The organism is Embleya sp. NPDC055664 (assembly GCF_053618075.1).
Genome location: NZ_JBSHGZ010000035.1, coordinates 86,434 through 104,516, shown reverse-complemented (window position 1 = coordinate 104,516; position 18,083 = coordinate 86,434). Strand labels below are relative to the sequence as shown.

General features: G+C 70.6%; 17 protein-coding genes. 11 read left to right on the top strand and 6 right to left on the bottom strand.

The features are described from left to right. Positions 1 to 70: 70 nt before the first annotated feature. The 8 genes from ACWGR4_RS38085 (at position 71) to ACWGR4_RS38050 (ending at position 8,122) form a co-directional block, all read left to right on the top strand. Entirely contained in the window at positions 71 to 1,078 is a 1,008-nt protein-coding gene (locus tag ACWGR4_RS38085; protein WP_379995117.1) for an ABC transporter permease, read from the top strand. After that, on the top strand, positions 1,078 to 2,178 hold the full coding sequence (locus ACWGR4_RS38080; protein WP_379995119.1) for an ABC transporter ATP-binding protein: 1,101 nt from the start codon (positions 1,078 to 1,080) through the stop codon (positions 2,176 to 2,178). Before ACWGR4_RS38085 ends, ACWGR4_RS38080 begins: the two co-directional genes overlap by 1 nt. Positions 2,179 to 2,282: 104 nt before the next feature. Next, positions 2,283 to 3,596, top strand: coding sequence for an ABC transporter ATP-binding protein (locus ACWGR4_RS38075; RefSeq protein ID WP_452129424.1), 1,314 nt, complete (start codon positions 2,283 to 2,285; stop codon positions 3,594 to 3,596). A 48-nt stretch (positions 3,597 to 3,644) separates the two neighbouring features. Beyond that, complete coding sequence (locus tag ACWGR4_RS38070) at positions 3,645 to 4,307, top strand: trimeric intracellular cation channel family protein (RefSeq protein WP_452129449.1); 663 nt, start codon at positions 3,645 to 3,647, stop codon at positions 4,305 to 4,307. Between the two features lie 75 nt (positions 4,308 to 4,382). Next, positions 4,383 to 4,625: a hypothetical protein gene (locus ACWGR4_RS38065; RefSeq protein ID WP_379995126.1), complete on the top strand. Its 243-nt coding sequence runs from the start codon at positions 4,383 to 4,385 to the stop codon at positions 4,623 to 4,625. Positions 4,626 to 4,638: 13 nt separating this feature from the next. Next, a complete protein-coding gene (locus ACWGR4_RS38060) occupies positions 4,639 to 5,826 on the top strand; it encodes a cysteine desulfurase family protein (protein ID WP_452129425.1) in 1,188 nt (395 codons plus the stop codon). A 77-nt stretch (positions 5,827 to 5,903) separates the two neighbouring features. Then, positions 5,904 to 7,004 carry a tRNA 2-thiouridine(34) synthase MnmA gene (gene mnmA, locus ACWGR4_RS38055; protein ID WP_395787943.1) on the top strand — a complete coding sequence of 367 codons (1,101 nt, stop codon included), beginning with the start codon at positions 5,904 to 5,906 and terminating at the stop codon, positions 7,002 to 7,004. A gap of 695 nt (positions 7,005 to 7,699) precedes the next feature. Beyond that, on the top strand, positions 7,700 to 8,122 hold the full coding sequence (locus tag ACWGR4_RS38050; protein WP_452129426.1) for a VOC family protein: 423 nt from the start codon (positions 7,700 to 7,702) through the stop codon (positions 8,120 to 8,122). 13 nt (positions 8,123 to 8,135) lie between these two features. On the opposite strand, the gene ACWGR4_RS38045 is transcribed toward ACWGR4_RS38050, so the two are convergent. The 5 genes from ACWGR4_RS38045 to ACWGR4_RS38025 all read right to left on the bottom strand — a co-directional run bounded on the left by ACWGR4_RS38045 (position 8,136) and on the right by ACWGR4_RS38025 (position 15,892). Beyond that, positions 8,136 to 10,244: a putative bifunctional diguanylate cyclase/phosphodiesterase gene (locus ACWGR4_RS38045; protein ID WP_452129427.1), complete on the bottom strand. Its 2,109-nt coding sequence runs from the start codon at positions 10,242 to 10,244 to the stop codon at positions 8,136 to 8,138. A 133-nt stretch (positions 10,245 to 10,377) separates the two neighbouring features. Further along, positions 10,378 to 12,591 carry an NAD-dependent DNA ligase LigA gene (gene ligA / locus ACWGR4_RS38040; protein ID WP_452129428.1) on the bottom strand — a complete coding sequence of 738 codons (2,214 nt, stop codon included), beginning with the start codon at positions 12,589 to 12,591 and terminating at the stop codon, positions 10,378 to 10,380. A gap of 54 nt (positions 12,592 to 12,645) precedes the next feature. Then, entirely contained in the window at positions 12,646 to 13,656 is a 1,011-nt protein-coding gene (locus tag ACWGR4_RS38035; RefSeq protein WP_452129450.1) for a methionine synthase, read from the bottom strand. A 67-nt stretch (positions 13,657 to 13,723) separates the two neighbouring features. Then, positions 13,724 to 15,241 carry an MDR family MFS transporter gene (locus ACWGR4_RS38030; RefSeq protein WP_452129429.1) on the bottom strand — a complete coding sequence of 506 codons (1,518 nt, stop codon included), beginning with the start codon at positions 15,239 to 15,241 and terminating at the stop codon, positions 13,724 to 13,726. Between the two features lie 57 nt (positions 15,242 to 15,298). After that, positions 15,299 to 15,892 (bottom strand): NADPH-dependent FMN reductase, encoded by a 594-nt coding sequence (locus tag ACWGR4_RS38025; protein ID WP_452129430.1) that lies wholly within the window; start codon positions 15,890 to 15,892, stop codon positions 15,299 to 15,301. Between the two features lie 169 nt (positions 15,893 to 16,061). On the opposite strand from ACWGR4_RS38025, the gene ACWGR4_RS38020 reads away from it, so the two are divergent. Genes ACWGR4_RS38020 through ACWGR4_RS38010 form a run of 3 tightly spaced genes read left to right on the top strand, consistent with a single transcriptional unit; the run spans position 16,062 to position 17,453 of the window. After that, the gene (locus ACWGR4_RS38020; RefSeq protein WP_452129431.1) at positions 16,062 to 16,841 is read left to right on the top strand and encodes a TetR/AcrR family transcriptional regulator; all 780 of its coding nucleotides are present in this window, start codon (positions 16,062 to 16,064) and stop codon (positions 16,839 to 16,841) included. Positions 16,842 to 16,888: 47 nt separating this feature from the next. Beyond that, a complete protein-coding gene (locus tag ACWGR4_RS38015) occupies positions 16,889 to 17,170 on the top strand; it encodes a type II toxin-antitoxin system Phd/YefM family antitoxin (RefSeq protein ID WP_379995143.1) in 282 nt (93 codons plus the stop codon). A 4-nt stretch (positions 17,171 to 17,174) separates the two neighbouring features. After that, positions 17,175 to 17,453, top strand: coding sequence for a type II toxin-antitoxin system RelE family toxin (locus ACWGR4_RS38010; protein WP_379995145.1), 279 nt, complete (start codon positions 17,175 to 17,177; stop codon positions 17,451 to 17,453). 54 nt (positions 17,454 to 17,507) lie between these two features. Here ACWGR4_RS38010 and ACWGR4_RS38005 read toward each other — a convergent pair whose 3' ends face one another. Further along, positions 17,508 to 17,897: a VOC family protein gene (locus tag ACWGR4_RS38005; RefSeq protein WP_379995147.1), complete on the bottom strand. Its 390-nt coding sequence runs from the start codon at positions 17,895 to 17,897 to the stop codon at positions 17,508 to 17,510. Positions 17,898 to 18,083: the final 186 nt, after the last annotated feature.

The following is an 18,083-nucleotide window of genomic DNA, read 5'->3' as shown; positions in this document are numbered from 1 at the left end:
GTGAAGGCCCGTCAGTTCCGGTGCGGGGAGCGGTGATCCCGCTCCCCGCACCGGACCGGGTCGCCGGCTCATGATTTTCTATCTGCTCAGGCGGCTGGCGGGAGCGGTGGTGCTCCTGTTGATCGTCACCATGGCGGTCTTCGCCATCTTCTTCCTGATTCCGCGTCTGGGAGGCGCCACAAGCGACCAACTCGCCGCGCGCTACGTCGGCAAGTCGCCCACCCCGGCCGCGATCGAACAGGTCAAGCACAGCCTCGGCCTGGACAAGTCGGTACCCGTCCAGTACGGAAGGTTCGTCAAGGGCATCGTCGCCGGCAAGGACTACGACACCGGTGTACGCAAGGTGCACTGCGCGCCGCCGTGCCTGGGCTTCTCCTTCCGCAACAACCTGGAAGTGTGGCCACGACTACAGGACCGCATCCCGGTCACCCTCTCGTTGGCCGCGGGAGCCGCGGTGATCTGGCTGATCGCCGGCGTGTCGATCGGGGTGGTCTCGGCGCTCAAACGCGGCAGCCTGTGGGACCGCTTCTCGATGGGCTTCGCGCTGGCGGGCGTCTCGCTGCCGCCGTTCTTCACCGGCCTGGTGGCACTGGCGTTGTTCAGTTATCAATGGCCGATCTTCAAGGGCGTGCACTATGTGCCGTTCCTGGACAATCCGGCGAGTTGGGCCTGGAACCTGGTGTTGCCCTGGTTGACCCTGGCGTTCCTGTACGCGGCGTTGTACGCCCGACTCACCCGGGCGGGCATGCTCGAGACGATGAGCGAGGACTACATCCGCACCGCGCGGGCCAAGGGCCTGCGCGAACGCGACGTCATCGTCAAACACGGGCTGCGCGCCGCGCTGACCCCGATCCTGACCATCTTCGGCATGGACGTCGGACTGCTGCTCGGCGGTGCGATCCTGACCGAACAGGTCTATTCCCTCAACGGCGTCGGCAAGTTCGCCGTCGAGGCGATCGGACAGCAGGATCTGCCCGAAGTGCTCGGCGTGACGATGATCGCCGCCATCTTCGTGATCCTGGCCAACCTCGTCGTGGACCTGCTCTACGCGGTCGTCGATCCCCGGGTGAGGACCTGATGCCCCGACTGCTACCGCGCCGCAAGCGGGACACCGCGGCCGAACTGCCCAAGCTCGCCCCGGCCGGGCCCCCGCCCGAGCCGGAGAACTTCCTCGAAGTACGCGAACTCACCGTGCACTTCCCCACCGACGACGGCCTGGTGCGCAGCGTCGACGGGGTGAACTTCGCGCTCCAGCGCGGCCGAACGCTCGGCATCGTCGGCGAGTCCGGCTCCGGGAAGAGCGTGACCTCGCTGGCCGTGATGGGCCTGCACGGCGGTACCAGCGCCCGGATCGGCGGCGAAATCTGGCTGGACGGCAAGGAGTTGGTGCGCTCCACCGCCGAAGAGGTCCGGTTGATGCGTGGCCGCCGGATGGCGATGATCTTCCAGGACCCGATGTCCTCGATGCACCCGTTCTACACGGTGGGCCACCAGATCATCGAGGCCTACCAGGTGCACAACGAGGTGAGCGTCAAGCAGGCCCGCGCGCACGCGATCGACCTGCTCGGACGGGTCGGCATCCCGCGCCCGGACCGGCGGGTGGACGATTACCCGCACCAGTTCTCCGGCGGCATGCGCCAGCGCGCGATGATCGCGATGGCGCTCAGCTGCGACCCCGAACTGTTGATCGCGGACGAGCCGACCACCGCCCTGGACGTCACCGTCCAGGCCCAGATCCTGGACCTGATCCGGGACCTGCAGGCGGAGTTCAACTCCGCCGTCGTGATGATCACGCACGACCTGGGCGTGGTCGCCGAACTCGCCGACGACGTCCTGGTGATGTACGCCGGTCGAGCGGTCGAGCACGGCCCCGCGCGCACCCTGTTCGAACAACCCCGACACCCGTACACCTGGGGCCTGTTGGGTTCGTTGACCCGGCTCGACCGAGCGCGCCAGGAACGGCTGATGCCGATCAAGGGCAGCCCGCCGAGCCTGATCTCGCTGCCCTCGGGCTGTGCGTTCCGTACCCGCTGCCCGTACGCGGACCGCAACGACGGGCGGGAGAAGACCGAGGTCCCGCGACTGGTCGAGATCGAACCGGGCCACCGCACCGCGTGCCACCTCGATCCGGGGGAGCGCGAGCGGATCTGGACCGAGGACATCAGGCCGCGGCTGTGAGCGGGACGGCGAACGGGAAAGCGGATGGGCACGTGACTGGTCACCAGGATGGAAACGGGAACGGGAACGCGGAAGTGACCGAGGGCGCCCGAGCGGGAGACGACGTGAACGCTGCGCAGGCCGGCGAGCCGGAGGCCGCGTCCCGACGCGAGCCGGGAGACGTGTTGGTGCGCGTGCGCGGGCTGCGCAAACACTTTCCGATCCGCGCCGGGATGACCCGGCGCCGGGCCGGCACGGTCAAGGCGGTGGACGGGCTCGACTTCGACATCCGCGAGGGCGAGACGCTGGGCCTGGTCGGCGAATCGGGCTGTGGCAAGTCCACCACCGGACGCATGGTGATGCGCCTGCTGGAGCCCAGCGAGGGCACCATCGAGTTCGGCGGGCGTGACCTCACCAAGCTCTCCCGAGGGCAACTGCGGCCGCTGCGGCGCGACTTCCAGATGATCTTCCAGGATCCGCAGTCCTCGCTGAACCCGAGGCACACCGTCGGCACCATCGTCGGGCTGCCGTTCCGCTTGCAGAAGGTCACCCCCGAGGGCGGGATCAAGAAGGCCGTCCAGGAGTTGTTGGAACTGGTCGGGCTCAGCCCCGAGCACTACAACCGCTACCCGCACGAGTTCTCCGGCGGCCAGCGGCAGCGCATCGGCATAGCCCGCGCGCTGGCGCTGCGGCCCAAGCTGGTGGTCGCCGACGAGCCGGTCTCCGCGCTCGACGTGTCGATCCAGGCGCAGGTGGTCAACCTGCTCGACGACCTGCAGAGCGAGTTCGGGCTGACCTACCTGATCATCGCGCACGACCTGTCGGTGGTGCGGCACACCAGCGACCGGGTGGCGGTGATGTACCTCGGCAAGATCGTCGAGATCGCCGACCGCGAGGATCTGTACACGTCGCCGAAGCACCCGTACACGGTGGCGCTGATGTCGGCGGTGCCGGTACCGGACCCGGCCCGGCGCGAGAGCCGTGACCGGATCCTGCTCAAGGGCGACGTACCGAGCCCGATGGACCCGCCGCCGGCGTGCCGCTTCCACACCCGGTGCTGGAAGGCGCAGGACATCTGCAAGACCCAGGAGCCGCCGCTGGCCGAGTTGACCACGCGGCACCAGGTGGCCTGCCACTTCCCGGAGAACACGCCGGCGGAGAACGGCGCGGGCGAGGCGGTGCTGCTGGTGAAGCCGGCGCCATCCGAGGCGGCCCCCGCGGTCGCCGCCGGGGAGGACGCCGAGGCCGCCGCGAAGAGCCCCGCCGAGACGGCCGTCGAGACACCGGCCGAGACCTCTGCGGACGATGCCGCGAAGGCCCCTGCCGAGCCTGCGGCGGACACCCCCGTGGAGAACTCCGCCGAGGCTCCCGCCGAGACCTCCCCGAAGGCCCCCGGCGAGGCGACCGGGAAGGACACTCCGCCCACACCCGCCCCATGAGTATCGGGCCGGGCCCGGCGGTGTAGAACATCCGTTATGTCGCCCGAGGTGCCGCCCGAGATCTTCCACCATCAGCTTCAGCAGATCCTCGACCTGCTCGGCATCTTCGTCTTCGCGGCGGCCGGCGCGCTGATGGCCGTACGGAAGAACTTCGACGTCATCGGTATCACCCTGCTCGCCGAGGTCACCGCCCTCGGCGGCGGGGTGATACGGGACGTGATCATCGGCGCGGTCCCGCCCGCGGCCTTCACCGACCTCGGCTACTTCACCACCCCGCTGCTCGCCGCCGTACTGGTCTTCTTCCTGCATCCCCAGGTCGAGCGGATCATGTCGGCGATCGACGTGCTGGACGCCGCCGGCCTCGGGCTGTTCTGCGTGACCGGCACCGCGAAGGCGTACGCGTACGGCCTCAATCCGATACCGGCCGCCGCCCTCGGGGTCACCACCGCCGTCGGCGGCGGCGCGCTGCGCGACGTACTGGCCCGGGAAGTACCCACGCTGCTGCGCTGGGACAAGGAGATCTACACCTTCCCCGCGCTGCTCGGCGCCGGCATCACCGCCGCGCTGATCGAGTTCGACCTGTTCGGCCCGGTCACCGCGACCGCGGCGGTCACCTTCGCCTTCCTGCTTCGGGTGCTCGCGCTTCGGCGCGGGTGGCGGGCGCCCCGCGCGTGGCGCCGCAACTCCGGCACCAGCGCCGAGGAGCAGTGACCCGGGACACACCCGCCGACCGGGTGGCGCGGGCTGCGCCGCCGGGCCCAACCCGGCCACCCGTAGGAGTGGACCGTGCCCAACACGCCCCGGTACGCGTTGCACCAGGATGTGTGGGAGATCCAGCAGCCGTTGACCTACGACCACCGGTCGACCGAACCCGATCCGAAGGGCAGGGGCCCGCTTCGGCGACTCGTGGCGTACGCGACCGCGTCGATGCTTTCCACGCGCCTGTGGCTCGACCGATTCCTGCCCGGAGGGCCGCGATACGGACGGGTGTACGGCCGCCCCCGCCGGCGCCCGCGGGTACCCGACTAAGCTTCGCAGTGCGATGGCCTACTTCGATCACGCGGCGACCACCCCGATGCGCCTTTCGGCAATCCGGGCGATGACCGTACAGCTTGCCCAACTCGGGAACCCGTCCTCGTTGCACGCGTCCGGGCGACGCGCGCGCCGCACGGTGGAGGAGTCCCGCGAGTCGCTGGCCCATGCGCTGGGCGCGCGGCCGAGCGAGATCGTCTTCACGGCGGGCGGAACCGAGGCCGACAACCTCGCGATCAAGGGGATCTACTGGTCGCGGGTCGCGGACGACCCGGCCCGGCGGCGGATACTGGTCAGCCCGGTCGAGCACCACGCCGTGCTCGACCCCGTGCTGTGGCTGGAGTCGGCCGAGGGCGCGGTGGTCGAGTGGCTGGACGTGGACGCCGACGGGCGAGTGCAACCCGACACGCTGCGTGCGGCGATCGAGCACGATCCGGCGTCGGTGGCGCTGGTGTCGGTGATGTGGGCCAACAACGAGGTCGGCACGGTCGAGCCGATCGCCGAGCTGGTCGAGATCGCGCACGAGTTCGGCATCCCCTTCCACTCCGACGCGGTCCAGGCGGTCGGTCAGATCCCGGTCGACTTCTCCGCGGCCGGCCTGGACGCGATGACGGTGACCGGGCACAAGCTCGGCGGCCCGGGCAACTGCGGCGCGCTCGTGCTCGGGCGCGGCATCACCCCGATTCCGGTGCTGCACGGCGGCGGCCAGGAGCGCGACGTGCGCTCGGGCACGCTGGACACCGCCTCGATCGCGGCACTCGCCGTCGCGGCCGAGGAGTCGGTGCGCGAACAGGCCGAATACGCACGGCGGGTGGGCGCGCTGCGGGACGAACTGGTGCGCCGGATCCTGGCCGCGGTGCCCGACGCGCAGCTCAACGGGGATCGGCGGCTCGACCCGGCCCACCGGCTGCCGGGCAACGCGCACTTCTCCTTCCCCGGATGCGAGGGCGACTCGCTGCTGCTGCTCCTGGACGCGCGCGGGATCGAGTGCTCGACCGGCTCGGCCTGCTCGGCGGGCGTCGCGCAGCCCAGCCACGTGCTGCTGGCGATGGGCGCCGACAGTGCCCGGGCGCGCGGCTCGCTGCGGTTCAGCCTGGGGCACACCACGACGGAGGCGGAGGTCGCCGAACTGGGCGAGGCGATCCTGCCGGTGGTGACCCGGGCCCGGTCGGCGGGGTCGGTGTCGGCGCGCCGGTAGCGGCGCCGGGGTGTGGGGTAATCCGCTCGGGGCTCGCCGGGGTGACCACGTACTCTTGAGGCGCTATGTCTGATCACATGCTTCCTCCCGCCAACGGCCGCCGCCTCCGGGTGCTCGCCGCCATGTCCGGCGGGGTCGACTCCGCCGTTGCCGCCGCGCGAGCGGTCGAGGCCGGACACGACGTGGTCGGTGTCCACCTCGCGCTCTCGGCGAAACCCGCGACGCTGCGCGAGGGTGCCCGGGGCTGCTGCACGATCGAGGACTCCCGGGACGCGCGGCGGGCCGCCGACGTGATCGGCATCCCCTTCTACGTGTGGGACATGGCCGAGCGTTTCCGCGAGGATGTCATGGACGACTTCGTGGCCGAGTACAAGGCCGGGCGCACCCCGAACCCGTGTCTGCGCTGCAACGAGAAGATCAAGTTCGCCGCGCTGTTGGACAAGGCGCTCGGGCTCGGCTTCGACGCGGTGTGCACCGGGCACTACGCGCGGATCGTGGAGCACCCCGACGGCTCGCGCGAGCTGCACCGCTCGGTCGACATGGGCAAGGACCAGTCGTACGTGCTCGGCGTGCTCGACTCCGACCAGCTCGCGCACGCGATGTTCCCGCTCGGCGGCGACACCAAGGGCGACGTGCGCCTGGAGGCGGAGCGGCGCGACCTGGCGGTGGCGAAGAAGCCGGACAGCCACGACATCTGCTTCATCGCCGACGGGGACACCCAGGGCTTCCTCGCGAAGCATCTGGGCACCGAGCGCGGCGACATCGTGGACGCGAGCGGCACCAAGCTCGGCGAGCACGACGGCGCCTACGCGTACACGATCGGCCAGCGCAAGGGCCTGCGCATCGGGCACCCGGCGGCCGATGGCAAGCCGCGCTATGTGCTGGACATCTCGCCGGTGAACAACACGGTCACGGTCGGCCCGGTCGAGGCGCTGGACGTGGACCGGCTGGTCGGCATCCGGCCGCGGTGGTGCGGTCCGGCCCCGGCGGGCGAGGTGGACTGCACCGCCCAGGTCCGGGCGCACGGCGAGGAGACGGCGGCGGTCGCCGAGGTGGTCGACGGGGAGGTCCGAGTGCGGTTGGCGGAGCCGATCCGCGGCATCGCCCGGGGGCAGGCCGTGGTGCTCTACGCCGGGACGCGCGTGATCGGCTCGGCGACGATCGACGCCACGGCGTAGCCGCAGCCTCGGCGGGACGGCAGGAATCCCCGGGCCGGGGGATGAGGCCCGGGGATCGTGCCGGCGCCCGCTCGGTGTTGCCGCCACCCCAGCGGTGAAGGCCGAGCCGTCCGGTACCGGTGAACCCCCTCCGGGCACGGCACTGGGCACCGGGCGCGGACGTAATGCATCACGGGGTACATCCGCGCCGGAGCAACCACGATGCCGGCGTGCGCCGAGGCCGCACGACCGGCGAAAGTTGCTGATGTGCGCCCGAAAGTTGTCGGTCCTCGCCGGAAGCCGGCGGATACGGACACCCGGAACCGGCTTCGCGGACGCCGCGTCGCAGTCCGCGATCGACGACGACCACGAACTGCGCCCGACGGCACACGACACGGGTTATCGGCGGGCCACGTACCGGGACGAGTTGCCGACCGTCGGCGGGATGCCCGCGTGGCTGCTCACGCTGGGCGCTGCCGTGGTCGCCGCGGTGGGCGCGGGGGTGTGGTGGTGGCGCCGCCGGCGACGTGCGGGTACGCGGCCGGGGTCACCGCCGGCCATGCCGCCGGTACCGCCCCTGCCGCCCACGCCGCCGCGGCCGCCGCACGCCCCGCGTCGACCCGTGGGCGTGGGCCCGTACCCGTTGTCGAACTCCCGGGCGGAAGTGGACAATGACGGGCCCTGTAGCACCGCCGCAGCACCTCGGGAGACACCGCGTGGGTTCCACCGTCCGACACATCACCATCGACTGCGCGGCGCCGCACGAGCCGTACGACCTGGCCCTGTTCTGGAGCAGGGTGCTCGAACTCCCGCTCGGCCCCGACGACTTCCCCGGAGACCCGGAGGCGGCCGTGATCGCCGGCGACGGCCGACCGATGTTGTTGTTCGTGCGGGTGCCGGACGCCAAGACCGGCAAGAACCGGGTCCACCTCGACCTGGAGCCGGACACCACCCGCGAGGAGGAACTGGAGCGCGTACTCGCCCTGGGCGCGACGGTCGTCGCCGACATGCGCAAGCCCAACGGCCGGGGGTGGGTCGTCTGCGCCGACCCGGCCGGGAACGAATTCTGCGTCGAGGCGAGCACATCCGACCGCGCCGCCGTCGAACTCCGCGAGCGTGAGACGGCGGAGACCGATTGAGGGCGGGGCGTCGTCAGCTCACGTCCGCGCGGCGGTGGTGGTGGATCTCCGTCGGGGCGGCCGGCGTCGCGTGGGCGCCCGCGCCGTGCCGGAGCAGCCAGGCGGTGGCCTCGTCGCGGGGCAGCGCCTTGGACATCAGCCAGCCCTGGGCCGCGTCGCAGCCCAGTTCGCGCAGGCGCTGGTAGGTCGCCTCGTCCTCGACGCCCTCGGCGACCACGCGCAGTCCCAACGAGTGGGCCAGCTGCACGATCGAGCAGACGATCGCCGCGTCCTCCTCGTTCATCGTCAGCCGGGCCACGAACGAGCGGTCGATCTTGATCTCGCTGACCGGGATGTGCCGGAGGTGTACGAGCGAGGAGTAGCCGGTCCCGAAGTCGTCGAGCGACAACCGCACACCCAACCGGCGCAGCGCGTCCAGCGACTCGGCCGCGCGCTGCGGCTCCTCCAGCAGCACCCGCTCGGTGATCTCCAGTTGTAACGCCCCTGCCGCGACGTCGTGTTCGCGTAATCCGGCGGCCACCGAGTCGGCGAACGAGGGCACGTGGATGTCGCGCGCGGAGATGTTCACCGCGACCGTGACGTCGATGCCCTCCACATGCCAGCGCGCGACCTGATCCAGCGCGACGTCCACCACGTAGCGGGTGAGCCGGGGCATCAGGCCGGTCTGCTCGGCGAGCAGCACGAACTCCTCGGGGGAGACTTGCCCCCTGGTCGGATGCCGCCACCGCACCAGCGCCTCGCAGCCGTCCACGCGACCGTCCGCGAGCCGAATCTTCGGCTGATAATGCAGCTCGACCTCGTGGTTGTCCAAGGCCCGCCGCAGGTCGCCGAGCAACAGCAGCTTGTCCCGCGTGTTCACGTCGCGCGTGTCGTCGTAGAGTTCAACCCCGCTGCGCGAGCGTTTGGCCAAGTACATGGCCACATCGGCGAATTGCAACAATCCGAGCACGTCGGAGGCGTGGTCGGGGAAGATCGCCACGCCGACGCTGGCCTCCACGTCCAGGGTCAACTCGTCCAGATCGAACGGCTCACCGAGCCGGTCGACGATGCGATGGGCCAGCCCGAGGACCACCTCCTGCGCGGTGAGCCGGTCGGTACCCATGTCCAACCCCGGCAACAAAAGCGCGAATTCGTCACCGCCGAGCCGGGCCACGGTGTCACCGGGGCGGACCAGGGTGGCCAGTCGCGCCCCGACCTGCTGAAGCAGCCGATCGCCCGCGACGTGCCCCAGCGTGTCGTTGACCTCGTGGAACCGGTGCAGGTCGAGCAACAACAGGGCGACCCGGCCACCACGGCCGCCGACCCGCCCCAGCGCCTCCTCGCCGCGCTCCAGGAGCAGGCGCCGATTCGGCAGCCCGGTGAGCGCGTCGTGCCGCGACTCCTGCTCGCGGTCGAAGCGGACCATCGTGCTGCGGTAGAGGGTGTGCAGCGGGACCACGAACAGCGGTAGCAGCCACGGCTGTTCGGCGCAGATGACGGCGATCAGCGGGGACAGTCCGATCAGCGCGCCGTGCGAGACGGCGCGGGCCCGGATCTCCGCGCGGGCCAGGGTGAGCACGCTGACCCCGCGCCAATTCGCCCTGGTCAACCAGCCCGACGTCTGCGAGACGGCCGCCATCGCCAGGCCGGCCAGCGCGACCACGGGGAAGTCGCCCACGTGCAGCGCCCGGGCGGAGTCCGGCTCCGGATCCATCCCGAACACCGCGAGCACCGCGTCGGCGGCCAGGAAGCCCAACACGTAATGGCCCACGGTGTAGCCGATCCGCCACCACGAATCACCCCGGAGCAGCCCGGACACCAGGACCGGAACGGCCTGCCACAGCGCGGCGACCTGCCACCCGTGCACCAGCAGCAGACCGAAGGTGATGGCGATCGACGGCATCGCGCCGGGGATGTACAACCCCCGGCGCGTCACCGCCGTGTAGACCCCGTCGATCGACACCAAGGCGAGCATGATCCACACGCCCGGGGTCGCCGGGACCGGACTGCGACCGTCGATCAGCTGCGTCGTGGGCGGGACGACCAGCGCGAGCACACCGGCCAGCGCGACGATCCCGGTATGGATGAAGAACGCGCGCGGTCGTGCCAGTCGCGACAGGTCCGTCCTGCCGATCCGACCCATGCGCCTGCTCCCTGCGGCCTCGTCGGGCGGCATCCCGGGCGCCGGGACGGGTACGCCTGTGGGGCACCGAGCCCCCCGGGTGGGGCAAGCTCGTGCCCAGGGTAGGTCGTTCCGGCACGACTGGGGAGGGTTATCAGCCGGCGCGCTCGGCCACCCACGCGCGGGCCGCATCGGCGCCGTCGGCGAGCAGAACCGCGAAGCCCTCGTCGTCCAGGATCGGCAGACCCAGTTGCACGGCCTTGTCGTATTTGGAGCCCGGATTGTCGCCCACGACGACGAAGTCGGTCTTCTTCGAGACCGATCCCGTCACCTTGGCGCCGCGCTGCTCCAGGGCCTCCTTGGAGCTGTCCCGGGTGTAGCCGGCGAGCGTCCCGGTGACGACCGTCACAATCCCGTCAAGCGGGCCGGGGGGCTTCTCCTCGTCGGCACCCTCTTCGGCGAGCCGGACACCGGCGGCGCGCCACTTGTCCACGATCTCCCGGTGCCAGTCCTCGGCGAACCATTCGACCACGGCACCGGCGATGATCGGGCCGACGCCGTCGACCGCCGCGATCTCCTCCTCGGACGCGGCGCCGAGCCGGTCGAGGTCGTGGAAGCCGCCGGTGATCGCGCGGGCGGTGGTGTCGCTGACGTGGCGGATGCACAGCGCGGTGAGGACACGCCACAGCGGTTGGGTCTTGGCCTTCTCCAGCTGTTCGATCAGCTTGAGCGTGTTGGCCTTCGGCTCGGAGGGCTTCTTGACGTTGCCCTCCTTGTCATAGGTGGCCTTCGACCAGAAGTAGGGGACGAGTTCCTTCTCGTCCTCGGCCGCGCCCTTGCGGTTGACCTTGCGCCACATCTGGACGTCGCGCAGCTGCTCGGCGGTCAGGTCGAACAGGTCGGCCTCGGTGGCCAACACCGACGGCCCCGCGGCGGGCCGGGTCAGCGCCGCCGCCGTCTCGTAGCCGAGCGCCTCGATGTCGAATGCCTTGCGGCCGGCGAGGTAGAAGATTCGCTCACGCAACTGGGCCGGACACGACCGCGCGTTCGGGCAGCGCAGATCGATGTCGCCCTCCTTCATCGCGCGCAGCTCGGTCCCGCACTCGGGGCACGTGGCGGGCATCACGAACTCGCGCTCGCTGCCGTCGCGCAGATCGGCCACCGGGCCCAGGATCTCCGGGATCACGTCACCGGCCTTGCGCAGCACGATCGTGTCGCCGATCAGTACGCCCTTGGCCTTGACCACCTGCTGGTTGTGCAGTGTCGCCCGGGCCACCACGGAGCCCGCCACGGTGACCGGCTCCATCACCGCGTACGGCGTCACCCGACCGGTGCGCCCGACGCCCACCTCGATGTCGAGCAGCTTGGTGTTGACCTCCTGCGGCGGGTACTTGAACGCGATCGCCCAGCGCGGCGCTTTCGACGTGGCACCCAGCCGACCCTGGATCGGGATCTCGTCGACCTTGATCACGATGCCGTCGATCTCGTGCTCGACCGAGTTGCGGTGATCGCCGAAGTAGCGGACGAACTCCTTCACTTCCTCGATCGTGTCGACCACCTTGTTGTGCCGCGCGGTCGGCAGCCCCCACGCGTGCAGGCGCTCGTACGCGTGCGACTGGCAGTCGATCTCGAAGCCCCGCCGGGCACCGATGCCGTGCACGATCATGTGCAGCGGACGCGACGCGGTCACGCGCGGATCCTTCTGCCGCAACGATCCGGCGGCGGCGTTGCGGGGGTTGGCGAACGGCTTCTCGCCGGCCGCCACCAGGCGCTCGTTGAGTTCGTCGAACTTCTCGATCGGGAAGAAGACCTCGCCCCGGATCTCCACCAGCTCGGGTACGTCGTGCCCGCCGTCGTCACGCAGCCGGGACGGGATCTCGGCGATGGTGCGGATGTTCGGCGTGACGTCCTCGCCGGTGCGCCCGTCTCCGCGCGTCAATGCCCGAACCAGGTGACCGTTCTCGTACAGGAGATTGATCGCGAGCCCGTCGATCTTCAGCTCGCACAGATAATGGAACGTCCCCGTGCCCAGTTCGCGGACCAGGCGGTCGTCCCACTCGTCCAGCTCTTCCTCGTTCATCGCGTTGTCGAGGCTGAGCAGGCGCTCCAGGTGGTCGACCGAGGCGAAGTCGGTCGAGTAGGTCCCGCCCACCTTCTGGGTCGGCGAGTCCGGCGTGCGCAGCGCCGGATACTCCTCCTCGATCGCCTCCAGCTCCCGCATCAGCGCGTCGAACTCGCCGTCGCTGACGACCGGCGCGTCCTTCACGTAGTAGCGGAAGCGGTGCTCCTCCAGCTCACGGGCGAGAGTAGCGGCGCGTTCGCGCACCTCGGCCGGGATCTCGTCCACTCCGGTCGTCGCACCAGCCACGTCGTCGCCCTCCAGCGCCACCAGTTCGAATGAGGTTCGCGAAGTCGCGTTGCGCTATCTCCGCATGGCGCTCTCGGGGTCGTCCCGAAGCACCCGGCCGGCAGCCACGCTGTGTGACAGGGCCGCTCGGGCGTAGGCCGGAGAGGCACCGGCGAGGCCACACGTGGGGGTCACCACGACGGCTTCGACCAGGGACTCCGGCGGGAAACCGAGCCTGTTCCACAACGTTCCGACAGACCTGACGGTACCGGGCGGGTCGGACAGCGGGCGCGCTCCCACACCGGGCGTGGCCTCGGCGGACGCCGGCTCGGCGGGCAGGCTCGGCACCACGCCGGCGAACAGCCGCAGGCCCGCCTCGATCGCCTCGCCGATCGACTCGTCCTGGGCCTCGCCCAGGAGCGACATGTCCAGCGATACGCCCACCACGCCGGCCTGGCGCAGCAGAGTGATCGGGATGCCCGGCGCGCAGGAGTGCACGATGGTCGGCGTCCCGGCCGCCGCGATCACGTCCCGCAGCGTGTCCCGGACCACCGCCTTGTCCACGGCCCGCAACCGGCCGAACCCGCTCGCGGTCGGCACCTCGCCGGCGATCACCCCGGGCAGCGCCGGCTCGTCCAGTTGGAGCAGCAGGCTCGCCCCGGGGACCCGGCGGGCCACCTCCGCCAGGTGCAGCCGAATGCCCTCGCCGAGCGAGACGGCCAGGTCGCGGCAGGCGCCCGGGTCGGCCAACGCCTTGTCGCCGTACCCGAGTTCGATCGTGGCGGCCAGCGTCCACGGGCCCGCGACCTGGACCTTGAGCGGGCCGGTGTAGCCCTGGGTGAACTCCTCCAGCGCGTCCAGGTCCTGGCCCAGGAACGAGCGGGCCCGGCGGTGGTCGCGCCCCGGGCGATCCACGAAACGCCATCCGGAGGGCTGTACGTCCGTGTACAGGTCGACCAGCAGTCCGGCCGAGCGCCCGGTCAGATCCGCGCCCGGTCCGCGCGCCGGCAGCTCCGGCAGGTGCGGCAGGTCGGGCAGCAGTTCGAGCGTCATCTCGACCGTCTCGCGGATGTTGCTCCCGGGCATCGAACCGATCCCGGTGGCGCCGGGTGACCAGGGAAAAGTGCGTTCTGGGGTGTCCACGCCCGGAAGCTTAGTTCGAGGCGACGCGGGCCCCGGCGGACGCCGCGACCGGCGCGGCCGACCCGGGCGCCGCCGGCTCGTCGGGCGCGCCGCGCAGCGGGACCTCGCGGACCAGCCAGGACACCGCGAACGCGAGCGCGGACAGGATCGCGAGCCCGATCGCCACGCCGTGCAGGCCGCCGGTGACCGCGGCGTGGAAGGTGTCCCGGGCGGCGGCGGGCAGCTCGCGCGGGGCCGCGGGGTTGTCGGGGGTGTTCCCGTCCAGATGGCGGGCGTACACCGAGCCGAGCAGCGCGACGCCGAGCGAGCCGCCGATGGTCCGGGTCAGTGTGGCGGTACCGCTCGCCGCGCCCAGGTCGCGGCGGTCGGCGCTGTTCATGGTGATCAGCATGGTGCTCTGCATGACGAAGCCGATGCCGATCCCGACCACGGCGGTGAGCGCGGAGGCGACGGCGGTGGGGGTGTCCACGCGCAGCCCGAGCAGGGCGAGCGCGCCGACGACCATCACCGCGCCGCCGAGGATCGGGTACACCCGGTAGCGCCCGTTGCGGCCGATCAGGCGCCCGGTGGCGATCTGTACGCCGAGCATGCCGAACATCAGCGGCAGGAGCAGCAGGCCGCCGGCGGTCGGCGAGGTTTCCCGGACGAACTGCATGTATTGCGGGAGGTAGTTCATCGCGGCCATCATCACCGCGCCGACCAGGAAGCTCAGCACCTGCGCGAGGGTGAAGTTGCGGTCGGCGAACAGCCGAGGCGGGATGATCGGCTCCGCCGCGCGCCGCTCGACCGGGACGAAGCAGGCGAGGGCGACGACGGTGAGGGCGGCGAGGCCGAGGATCCGCGGCGAGGTCCAGGCGTGGGAGGTGCCGGCCCAGCCCGCGAGCAGGGTGAGCGCGACGATCCCGGTGGTGAGCAGGGCGGCGCCGGCGATGTCGATGCGGGCCCTGATCCGTACATGCTCGATGCGGATGCCGAGGCCGACGACGGCGAGCGCCAGAAGGCCGACCGGGACGTTGACGTAGAACGCCCAGCGCCAATCAAGGTGATCGGTCAGGAAGCCGCCGAGCAGCGGCCCGCCGACCATGGCGATGGGCATGATCGCGCCGAAGAGCGACTGCACGCGGCCACTCTGGCGCGGCGGCACGAGCACGCCGATCAGGGCGAACGCGCCGACCATCAGCCCGCCGGCGCCCAGGCCCTGGACCGCCCGGAAGACGATCAGCTCGTTCATGTTCCGGGCCAGGCCGGACGCCATCGAGCCGACCAGGAAGACGCCGATGGCGGCCGTGAACGCGCCCTTGCGGCCGTACAGGTCACCGAGCTTGCCCCAGATGGGCGTGGTCGCGGCGGCGGCGAGCAGGTAGGCGGTGACCACCCAGGAGAGCCGATCCAGGCCGCCGAGGTCGCCGACGATGGTGGGCAGGGCGGTGCCGACGATGGTGCCGTCGAGCATGCCCAGGAACATGCCGAGGATCGGGCCGAGGACGGCGAGGGGGATCTTGTCGGGCGGCGCGGTGTCGGACTGCATGGGTACCCCCGGGGCGTGGTGCGGGTGCGGCGTGGATCGGCCGGTGTGACGGTTGAGTCAGGCCGCGTACGGGTGGGCCGCTTTCGCGTCGCGCAGGGCGTGGGCCCACCAGGCGAGGCGGTCGAGCATGGTGTCGGCGGCGGCGTTCGCGGCCGGGTCGATCGCGCCGCCGTCGGCGTCGAACTTGTCCCAGTGCCCGTGGAAGCTGACCGTGTCCCGGACGGTGACCGCGTGCAACTCGGCCAGCACGACCCGCAGTTGCTCGACCGCACGCAGGCCACCGGAGAGACCGCCGTAGGACACGAAGCCGACCGGCTTGGCCTGCCACTCCGGGCCGTGCCAGTCGATGGCGTTCTTCAACGCGGCCGGAAAGCTGTGGTTGTACTCCGGCGTGACGATCACGAACGCGTCGGCGGCGGCAAGCCGAGGGGACACCTCGGCGAGCAAGGCGACGGCGTCGGCGGTGGGCGGCTGCCCGAAGGCCGGGAACACGGTGGGCAGCGGCGTCTCGACGAGGTCGACGAGGTCGACGTCGAAGCGGAGGTCGTCGCGGGCGGCGGCCCGATCGCGGATCCACTCGGCGACGACGGGGGCGAAGCGACCCTCGCGGGTGCTGCCGACCAGGACGGCGAGGCGGAGGGGGGTGGGCATGGGGGCTCCCGGGTATTCGATCACTTGGCTGTGTACGCCGTATCGGTCGAGATACAACGTACACAGCACGGTGTACGTCGTCTACTCCTGATACGTTGTACACATCGATGTACGCGTACCCGTACCCCTACACACCAGAGCGCTTCACGTCCCGGGAGGAGCCGTCGCCATGGCCGGCCGGAAGAAGCAGTCGCCCCCGGCCCGGGCGGGGGCGGGCGCCTCCGACGTCGCAGCGCCGCGCATCTCGCTGTGGGAGCGATTGGCCACCCCGGCCCCGGCCGCCCGCACCATGCTCACGCCGGAGCGCATCGCGGAGGTCGCGGTCGGGATCGCCGACGCGGAGGGCATCGAGGCGGTGACGATGCGGCGGCTGGCGACCGAGTTGGGCGTCGCGCCGATGGCGGCCTATCGGTATGTGTCGGGCAAGGACGACCTGTTGGAGCTGATGGTCGACCGCGCGTACGGCGAACTGGTCGCGCCCGAGGCGGGTGCGGGGTGGCGCGAGACGCTGCGGAGCCTGGCCGTGGCCACCCGCGAACTGGTCCTGCGCCACCCGTGGTTGGTACAGCTGCCCTCGGCCCGGGCGGCGGTCGCGCCGACCCCGAACCGGGTGGCGGTGGCCGAGTGGGGCCTGCGGGCGCTGTCCGAGGCCGGCCTGTCCGCCGACGAGACGATGGCCGCCGTCGACGCGGTGGGCTCATACGTCCAGGGCCGCACGGCCGCCGAGGTCGCGACGCGGTGCCTGATGGCGGCCCAGGGTGCCCCGGGCGACGCCGACGCTTTGCGCACGTCCATGGCCCCGGAGATGACCTGGCTCATCCGCACCGGCCGCTACCCGGCGTTCCACGACTACATCAGCACGGCGCAGCACAAGGACGACCCGCAGTGGCAATTCGAAACCGGCCTCGACTGCATCCTGGACGGCCTCGCCACCCGCCTGCACATCTGACCCGGCATGCGATCGAGGCGAAGATGTACATCTGATACATTTGTGACATGAGTGAGCCTGTGATTGCATCCATGGCCGAGGTTCGTAACCATCTCGCGGATGTTCTCGACCGCGCTCGACGCGACGAGACTCCGACGATCATTACGCGGCGTGGCAAGCAAGAAGCTGTCGTGCTCGACATCGACGAGTTCCGACGCTTGCGTCTGTTGGCCGAGCGGGCCGAAGACTCCTGGCTCAACAAGCTGGCGGACGAGGCTGAAGCCGAAGGAACCGATGGGTCCGTCTCACTCGAAGAGATGGCTGCCCTGCTCCAAAACCACCACGCCTGACCTGATGGGTTACCTCACGCGCTTTACCCCGTCCGCCCAGCGGGACTTGCACAAGGTTCCCCGCATCGATGCAGTCCGGATCCTCCATCGCTTGACGGAACTACAGCGGGCGATGGACAGAGGAGACACTGCAACTTTCGATATCAAGGCCCTCCAGGGGCACAGCGCCCGATGGCGTCTCCGAGTCGGTGACTATCGGATCGTTTACACGGTCGAACAGGGTCACCTGATCGTGTGGGTACTGGCCGCTGGTAACCGCCGTGACATCTATCGCAGTCTTTAGGGCGCGGGCGACGCAACGCGCTCCAATGGCGAGGCCGTTGCCCAAGTGGCGTGCCTACGCGGGCCAACCGCCGTACGGCACGGTGATCAGCTCCATGTAGTGGCCCGCCGGATCGATGAAGTACACCCCTTGGCCGCCATCGTTGCGGTTGATCGTGTCGGGGTGTTGCTGATGCGGATCGGCGTAGTGCTCGATCCCGCGCTCCTTGATTTTCGCGTACGCGGCGTCGAACTCCGGTTCGGAGACGAGGAAGGCGTAGTGCTGAGGGGTGATCTTGTCCGGCGGAATGGTGGCGAAGTCCAGCGTGACGCCGTTGCCGAGCGCGACCGCGACGAACGGTCCCCACTCGCCGGAGATTTCAAGTCCCAACAGATCCGCGAAGAACTCGGCGGACTCCCGGTTGTCCCGGGCGTGGACGATGGTGTGATTCAACTCGACAGACAAGGAATGCCTCCGAAGGCAACTCCCGGCACCTCCATGCCTCACCCAGCCGGCGACCGACACGCGATGCTCCCCCCAGCCTAGCCGTTGGCCTCGTTGCATGAGCGGGCCGGGGGTGGCAGGACTTTGGAGGCTCGGGTGATCCGGGGGCCTTGCCGGGTGGGTGGGACGTTTCCGGCGCGCGTCGCG

Coding starts and splice junctions, on each gene's coding strand:
- ACWGR4_RS38085 (WP_379995117.1), top strand. CDS start 71: ATGATTTTCTATCTGCTCAGGCGGCTGGCGGGAGCGGTGGTGCTCCTG.
- ACWGR4_RS38080 (WP_379995119.1), top strand. CDS start 1,078: ATGCCCCGACTGCTACCGCGCCGCAAGCGGGACACCGCGGCCGAACTG.
- ACWGR4_RS38060 (WP_452129425.1), top strand. CDS start 4,639: ATGGCCTACTTCGATCACGCGGCGACCACCCCGATGCGCCTTTCGGCA.
- mnmA (WP_395787943.1), top strand. CDS start 5,904: ATGCTTCCTCCCGCCAACGGCCGCCGCCTCCGGGTGCTCGCCGCCATG.
- ACWGR4_RS38045 (WP_452129427.1), bottom strand. CDS start 10,244: ATGGGTCGGATCGGCAGGACGGACCTGTCGCGACTGGCACGACCGCGC.
- ACWGR4_RS38035 (WP_452129450.1), bottom strand. CDS start 13,656: ATGCCCGGGAGCAACATCCGCGAGACGGTCGAGATGACGCTCGAACTG.
- ACWGR4_RS38030 (WP_452129429.1), bottom strand. CDS start 15,241: ATGCAGTCCGACACCGCGCCGCCCGACAAGATCCCCCTCGCCGTCCTC.
- ACWGR4_RS38025 (WP_452129430.1), bottom strand. CDS start 15,892: ATGCCCACCCCCCTCCGCCTCGCCGTCCTGGTCGGCAGCACCCGCGAG.
- ACWGR4_RS38020 (WP_452129431.1), top strand. CDS start 16,062: ATGGCCGGCCGGAAGAAGCAGTCGCCCCCGGCCCGGGCGGGGGCGGGC.
- ACWGR4_RS38015 (WP_379995143.1), top strand. CDS start 16,889: ATGAGTGAGCCTGTGATTGCATCCATGGCCGAGGTTCGTAACCATCTC.
- ACWGR4_RS38010 (WP_379995145.1), top strand. CDS start 17,175: ATGGGTTACCTCACGCGCTTTACCCCGTCCGCCCAGCGGGACTTGCAC.